Consider the following 7,139-nt stretch of genomic DNA (forward strand, 5'->3'; position numbering starts at 1 on the left):
CCCCCTGACCGATTCTGTCTTCCTCCAGGCCACACCCCCCGCCAAAGGTCTCCACCACTGTCTCAACACGCCGCCCTCCCCGCTCCCTTGACTCGGCCGCCCCACTGGTCACAGGGTGTGCCTCCGTAGACACACGGGGATCACCGCCGCCCCCGACCGCCGTATCGCCACACCGCCACACCGCCATACCGCGATATCGCCACACCACCCCGAGGGGAAGCCGCTCATGACATCCAGTCACAAGACCAAGCTCGCACTCGCCTTGACCGCCGCCGGTGCCTTCAGCTTCGTTCTGCTTGCTCCGGTCGCCGGAGTCGCGAGTGCCGAGGGTGGTGAGACCGAGTGTCCGGGTTATCTCGACTGTGACTGGGTGCCTGCGGCGTACGCGGAGACGCCCGACGGGAATTACGGGAATTACGACACGGCTGAGCGGCCGAAGACCAACAAGATCAAGTACATCGTCCTCCACGACACGGAGGAGACGTACGACGACACCATCAAGATCTTCCAGGACCCGGCCAGACAGGCCTCCGCGCACTATCTCGTCCGCTCCAAGGACGGGCACGTAGCCCAGATGGTGAAGAACAAGGACGTCGCCTGGCAGGCCGGCAACTGGTACATCAACGGGCAGTCCATCGGCATCGAGCAGGAGGGCAAGGCCGCCGAGGGTGCCAAGTGGTACACGCCGGAGCTGTATCGCTCGACCGCCGCGCTCGTGCGCGATCTCGCCGCCAAGTACGACATCCCGCTCGACCGCGAGCACATCCTCGGGCACGACAACGTGCCCGCGCTCTCGTCCTCCAGGATCGCCGGGATGCACTGGGACTCCGGCCCGTACTGGGACTGGAACTACTTCTTCTCGCTCCTCGGCAAGCCGACCGTGCCCACCGCCGGGCCCGGCAGCGACCTGGTGAAGATCAACCCCAAGTTCAAGGAGAACATCCAGGCCATCCGCGACTGCGAGCAGAACGTCGACCTCCCCGCCCAGCCCTCCAGCCTGCTCCCGATCTACACCGGGCCGTCCGCCGACGCCCCCCGCCACTCCGACCCCGGCGAGCACCCCGACGGCGGCGCGGGCACCAACTGCGCGCAGGACACCGGCGCGTGGGTCAGCAGCGGCATGAGCTTCGTCGTCGCCGAGCGCAAGCCCGGCTGGACGGCGGTGTGGTACCAGGGCGAGAAGGTGTGGATCAAGACGCCGGAGGGTGAGCGCGTCCTCACCCCGCAGACCGGTTACGTGGTCAAGCCCAAGGCCGGCAAGGACAGCGTGCCGGTGTACGGCGCCGCCTACCCGGAGAAGAGCGAGTACCCCGCCGACATGGCCGACGAGGACAAGGCCGTCGCCGAGCCGCTGCCGTACACGCTCAAGGCGGGCCAGGCGTACGCGGGCGGCGGCACCGCTCCGAACGGCTATTACTACGCCCCGACCTTCGACTCCTCCAAGCCGTACGACCACACCTTCTTCGCGGGCGCGACCGACTACGTCACCGTCCAGATCGGCAGCCGCATCGGCTTCGTGAAGCGGGATGAAGTGGACATCGTGCGGGAGCGCTGACGGCCGAAGATCGACTCTCGTCGTCCCGGCGGGAATCTTCACGGGCCCGCGGCGGTTGGAAACGTACATGGGTATGTACGAATGGGACCCCCGCGGGCTCGCGGCAGTCGACGCCGTCATCGAGCGCGACTCCGCCGGCCTGGTCATGCTGTATCACTTCGACGGCTTCATCGACGCCGGCGAGACGGGCAAGCAGATCACCGAGCGGCTGCTCGACGCCCTCCCCCATGAGACCGTGGCCCGCTTCGACCACGACCGGCTGGTCGACTACCGGGCCCGACGCCCCCTGATGACCTTCCAGAGCGACCGCTGGGCGGATTACGACACCCCCGTCCTCGAGCTGCACCTGATGCGCGACGCCACCGCCGCGCCCTTCCTCCTGCTCACCGGCCCGGAGCCGGACGTGGAGTGGGAGGCCTTCGCCGCCGCCGTCCGCGAGATCGTGGAGCGGCTGCAGGTCCGCCTCGCCGTGAACTACCACGGCATCCCGATGGGCGTCCCGCACACCCGCCCGGTCGGCATCACGCCGCACGGCAATCGCACCGACCTGATGCCGGGCCACAAGTCCTTCTTCGACGAGGCGCAGGTCCCCGGCAGCGCGATGTCGCTGGTGGAGTACCGGCTGGCGCAGGCCGGCCACGACGTCCTCGGCGTCGCCGCCCACGTGCCGCACTATCTGGCCCGTTCCGGCTACCCGGACGCCGCCCTGACCGTGCTGGAGGCCATCACCTCCGCCACCGGCCTCGTCCTCCCCGGCATCGCGCACTCGCTGCGTGCGGACGCGCTGCGGGTGCAGAACGAGATCGAGCGGCAGGTCGAGGAGGGCGACGACGAGCTGACGTCCCTGGTCAGCGGCCTTGAGCACCAGTACGACGCGGTCGCGGGCGGCGAGTCCCGGGAGAATCTGATCGCCGAGCCGGCGGATCTGCCGTCGGCCGATGAGCTGGGCCAGGAGTTCGAGAAGTTCCTGCGGGAGCGCGAGGAGGGCTGAGCCGCCCCCGGGTTGTTACGGGCCGGTAGGCTGCCGCCCATGCTGAAAGTGGGACTGACCGGGGGGATCGGCTCCGGCAAGAGCGAGGTGTCACGGCTGCTCGGCTCGTACGGGGCCGTCGTCATCGACGCCGACAAGATCGCCCGCGAGGTCGTGGCGCCCGGCACGCCGGGGCTGGCGGCCGTGGTCGCCGAGTTCGGCGAGGGGGTGCTGCTCCCGGACGGCTCCCTGGACCGGCCGAAGCTCGGCTCCATCGTCTTCGCCGACCCCGACCGGCGCGCCGCGCTCAACGCGATCGTCCACCCCCTCGTCGGCGCCCGCTCCGCCCAGCTGGAGGAGGCCGCCGGGCCGGACGCGGTGACCGTCCACGACGTCCCGCTGCTCGCCGAGAACGGCCTCGCGCCGCTCTACGACCTCGTCATCGTCGTCGACGTCGCCCCCGAGACCCAGCTCGACCGGCTCGTACGGCTCCGCGGCATGGCCGAGGAAGAGGCCAAGGCCCGGATGGCCGCGCAGGCCACCCGGGACGAGCGGCTCGCGGTCGCGGACATCGTGATCGACAACGAGGGCTCCCTGGAGCGGCTGGCGGAGCGGGTCGCCGAGGTGTGGCGGGAGCTGCCGGCGAAGGCTTAGGGGGAATACCCGCGGGAAAGATCTCGTTGGCCGGACTGAGCGATCAGAGAGGAGCTCAGTGTGTCGCAGCACCCCCGTACCCCCGAGACCGACGTCGTCGACTTCCGGGCCGCCGAGCTGCTCCTGGACGTGCGCGACCCGCAGGGCGCGGTAAAGCTCCTGGACCCGATCGTCGAGAACCACCCCGAGAAGATCTCCGTACGGCTGCTGCGCGGCCGCGCGTACTTCCTGTCCGCGCAGCTGGGCCGCGCGGAGGCGGACTTCCGCATGGTGGTGGAGCGCGAGCCGGACAACGCCTACGCCCACTACGCGTTGGGCCGCACCCTGGAGCGCGGCAGCCGCGACGACGAGGCCCGCCCGCACTTCCGGCTGGCCGCGGCGCTGGACCCGCGGCCGGACTTCTGGGAGGCCGCCGGCTTCGGCGATTGATAGCCCGGTGGCGTCGTGCTCTCCTGGGCGCCATGACGACTATTCCGTACGAGCCGCTCCGCATCCCCGCCGGGGAAGCGGAGCGGCATTGTCGTGACTTCCATGCGGCCATGTCCCGCCGCCGCACCGTCCGCGACTTCTCCTCGCGCCCCGTACCCGACGGCGTGATCGAGTGGGCGGTGCGCACCGCCGCCACCGCCCCGAGCGGGGCCAACGTCCAGCCGTGGCGCTTCGTTGTCGTGACCGACCCGGCGCGCAAGCGGCGCTTGCGGGAGGCAGCCGAGGAGGAGGAGCGGGAGTTCTACGGGCGGCGGGCCTCGGAGGAGTGGCTCGACGCGCTGGCCCCGCTCGGGACCGACTGGCATAAGCCGTTCCTGGAGACCGCGCCTGCCGTCATCGTCGTCTTCGAGGTGCACAAGGGGCCGCAGACGCCGCGGCCTTACTACACCAAGGAGTCGGTCGGCATCGCCGTAGGACTGCTCCTCGCGTCCCTGCACCAGGCCGGTCTGGCCACGCTCACGCATACGCCGAGCCCGATGCGGTTCCTGAACGAGGTGTGCGAGCGGCCGGCGGAGGAGCGGGCCGCGTACGTCATCCCGGTCGGGTACGCCGCCGAGGGCGCGCGGGTGCCGGACATCCGGCGGAAGGAGATGGACGAGGTTCTGGTACGCCTCTGAGGCGGCTGCTACGGTGACCGGCGCACGACAGAAAGCGCTTGCACGGCCCGTCAGTTGCCCTTTCGAGAGGCGGTAGACGTCAATGAACGGCAAGCCCCTACCTCGTCGCCGGTCCCTATTAACCGCCGCGCTCGGCGCCGCGGCCGCGGTGTCACTCCCCGCCCGCGCCGCGGCCGCCGAGGCGCAGGACCGGCGCATCCCGCCGGCCGGCATCGGCATGCACCTCTATACGATGCGCACCCCGCTGGCCGCCGATTACGCCGGCACCCTGGCCACCCTCGCCGAGATCGGCTACGCCACCGTCGGCGTCAGCGGCCGCTTCGGCAACACGCCCGCGCAGATCCGCGGTTGGGCCGACGCCGCGGACCTGCGGATCGTCCTGGAGCACGTCTCGTACGACACCGTGGCCGGCGCCGGACTGCCGCAGGCGCTGGCGGACGTCCGTACGCTCGGCGGCCGCTGGATCGTCGTCCCCAGCCTGCCCTCGGCCCTGCACTCGCCGGCCGGCTTCCGGGAGGCCGCCCGGGTGTTCAACCGCGCGGGCGCGGCCGCGCGGGACGCCGGGCTGAAGCTGCTCTTCCACAACCACGGCGGCGACCACGCCACGGTCGACGGCGAGGTCCTCTTCGACATCCTCCTCAACGAGACCGACCCGCACCTCCTCGGCTTCGAACTCGACCTCTACTGGGCGGTCAAGGGCGGCGCCGACCCCCGCGACCTCTTCCTCGGCCACCCCGGCCGCTTCCCGGCGCTGCACGTCAAGGACATGGCGCCGGACGGCGGCTTCGCGGATGTGGGGTCGGGGGTGCTGGACTTCCCGCGGATGTTCGGGGCGGCGGATACGGGCGGGGTGCGGCAGTGGCTGGTCGAGCACGACTCGCCTGCGGATCCGTTCGCCACCGCCCGTAACAGCTATAGGTATTTGTCGACCGTGCGCTACTGACCGTCCTGGAAGGCCGACCAGTCCGGCTCCGGCATCGCGCCCGTCTCGAAGACGAGGTCGAAGGCGCCCTTGCCGTCGATCGTCTCGCGGATGATGTCCGCGTGACCGGCGTGCCGGGAGGTCTCCTCGATCAGGTGCAGCAGCGCCCATCGCCACGAGCGCGGGCCGCCCTCGTCCCACGGCGCCTTCGGCACCACGAAGGTGTCGTCGAGCGAGGGCACGGCCCGTACCGCCGCCTCGGTCTCGGCGGCGACCTTCTCGTAGAGGGCGAGCACGTCCTCGACGGTCTCGCCCTCTACGAGCGCGAAGCCTTTTTCCCACTCCTTCGAGGCGGAGGCGAAGTCACGGTGCTCGCCGAGCATCGTGCGCAGCCAGCCGCGTTCGCCGTACGTGACGTGCTTCAGCACGCCGGCGGGGGAGAACGCGCTCGCGGTCGGCTTGCTCGCGGCCTGCTCGGCGGTGAGGCCGTGCAGGGAGCGGCGGATGCCGCCGCGCTGGGCGTCGAGGTAGTTGAGGAGGGCGGTGGTCTCATCGCCGGGGGCTTCGGTGGGGACGACGGTGGGCATGGCTGCCGCCTTTCGCTTGAGTGTGCCCCACGCTAACCAGCGTTCAGGACAGTTCCTGTCCGCAATCGCCGAGCTCCAGCAAAGCGGCAGCCGCCCGGCAGCGGCGCGGGCTGCTGAGCACGTCGGTGCTGTCCACCACCTGGTCGATGGCGCCGGTCAGCGAGCCGACGGTGTCGTGGCGGCGGCCCTGCCGCTCGGTGTGGGCGCGGACCGCGGGATCGGTGACGGCTCCGGTGAGGGCGGGCACGAAGCGGCCGGCGTCGAGGACGCGGACGTCCCGGCCGAAGAACTGCCGCGGGGCCGGGTCGACTTCGGGGGCGAGGCCGAGCGCGTTGGTGGCGGCCGCGAGTTCGGCGGCGGCGGCGCAGACGGCGGCCTCGCGGTCGCGCCAGCCGCGGGCCGTGAGGGCGGCGTCCAGGTGCGGGCCGACGCGGGCGGCGAGGGGGAGGCGGGCGAAGGCGGTGCCGAGCCACTTGTTGTACGGCGCCCACCGGCGCTCGACGAGGAACGCGAGCCGCATCAGCTCACGTACCAGCCGGCCCCCGACGACCGCGCTGCCGCACTCATCGCCGACACCGCCGGTGCGGCCGACGAAGGCCTCTTCCTGCGCGACCTTGAGCCAGGCGGCGGCGAGGACGTAACGCCAGACGTCGTCCGGATACCAGCGGAGGGCGGCGCGGCGGCGGCTCAGCTCCCCGTCCGGGTCGGCGAAGACGGCGCCGGCGGTGAGGGCGGCGAGCTTCTGGGTGGGGGTGAGCAGCCAGTCGGCGAGGCGCATCCCGTCCGCCGGATCCAGCGCGATCTCGCGGCGGAAGAACTCCGGCGCGGCGACGATCTCGACGTGGTGCCGCGGCTGCGCGCCGGGCACGTCGGCCTGGGCGTACCGGACGGGATAGCCGCCGAATTCCTGCGGGAGCTTGTGCAGCGCGGCCTCGACGGGCGCCGGATCGGACCCCTCGGGCAGGAACAGCTGCAGCCGCGGCCCGAAGTTGTGATCCGTGGAGACCACGTCATCGAACCCGAGCACCTCGGACCCGGACCCGAGCAGCGCGGCCGCGTGCGGGACGCCCGTTTCCGCGACGAGCGGCGCGACGGCGTCCGCGTAGAAGCGGCGGGCCAGGTCGAGGCCGGGCGTGCTGATCATGGCGGTAGCGTACGGGGCATGGGGTGCGGATCTTGGTGAATTTCGCGGCGATCTCCTGGGAGCGGCTGGCGGCGGAGCTGGCCGAGCGGGCCGTCCGGGCGCGTCCGGAGGACGGTGCGACCCGGGTCCGGATGGCGGTCGACGGAGCCCCCGGCGCCGGGGGCGCGGAGCTTGCCGAGCGGGTGGCCGGGGAGCTGCTGT

At 71.6% G+C, this 7,139-nt stretch carries 8 protein-coding genes; 6 read left to right on the forward strand and 2 right to left on the reverse strand.

Annotated elements, in window-relative coordinates:
* The first annotated feature begins 226 nt into the window (after positions 1-226).
* The 6 genes from G5C51_RS38360 (at position 227) to G5C51_RS38385 (ending at position 5,228) form a co-directional block, all read left to right on the forward strand.
* The gene (locus tag G5C51_RS38360) at positions 227-1,555 is read left to right on the forward strand and encodes an N-acetylmuramoyl-L-alanine amidase (RefSeq protein WP_165244940.1); all 1,329 of its coding nucleotides are present in this window, start codon (positions 227-229) and stop codon (positions 1,553-1,555) included.
* A gap of 67 nt (positions 1,556-1,622) precedes the next feature.
* Positions 1,623-2,546, forward strand: a complete 924-nt coding sequence (locus G5C51_RS38365; RefSeq protein ID WP_165244942.1) for a PAC2 family protein — start codon at positions 1,623-1,625, stop codon at positions 2,544-2,546.
* A 39-nt stretch (positions 2,547-2,585) separates the two neighbouring features.
* On the forward strand, positions 2,586-3,179 hold the full coding sequence (coaE, locus tag G5C51_RS38370; RefSeq protein WP_165244944.1) for a dephospho-CoA kinase: 594 nt from the start codon (positions 2,586-2,588) through the stop codon (positions 3,177-3,179).
* Positions 3,180-3,239: 60 nt separating this feature from the next.
* On the forward strand, positions 3,240-3,608 hold the full coding sequence (locus tag G5C51_RS38375) for a tetratricopeptide repeat protein (protein ID WP_165244946.1): 369 nt from the start codon (positions 3,240-3,242) through the stop codon (positions 3,606-3,608).
* A gap of 32 nt (positions 3,609-3,640) precedes the next feature.
* A complete protein-coding gene (locus G5C51_RS38380) occupies positions 3,641-4,285 on the forward strand; it encodes a nitroreductase family protein (protein ID WP_165244948.1) in 645 nt (214 codons plus the stop codon).
* An 82-nt stretch (positions 4,286-4,367) separates the two neighbouring features.
* Complete coding sequence (locus G5C51_RS38385) at positions 4,368-5,228, forward strand: sugar phosphate isomerase/epimerase family protein (RefSeq protein WP_165244950.1); 861 nt, start codon at positions 4,368-4,370, stop codon at positions 5,226-5,228.
* Here the strand turns inward: G5C51_RS38385 and G5C51_RS38390 are convergent.
* Positions 5,222-5,794, reverse strand: coding sequence for a DinB family protein (locus G5C51_RS38390; protein WP_165244952.1), 573 nt, complete (start codon positions 5,792-5,794; stop codon positions 5,222-5,224). The genes G5C51_RS38385 and G5C51_RS38390 overlap by 7 nt on opposite strands.
* 43 nt (positions 5,795-5,837) lie before the next feature.
* Positions 5,838-6,938, reverse strand: a complete 1,101-nt coding sequence (locus tag G5C51_RS38395) for a DUF4037 domain-containing protein (protein WP_165244954.1) — start codon at positions 6,936-6,938, stop codon at positions 5,838-5,840.
* Positions 6,939-7,139 lie beyond the last annotated feature (201 nt).

It is taken from the genome of Streptomyces coryli (assembly GCF_011044975.1).
GTDB classification, from domain to species: domain Bacteria; phylum Actinomycetota; class Actinomycetes; order Streptomycetales; family Streptomycetaceae; genus Streptomyces; species Streptomyces coryli.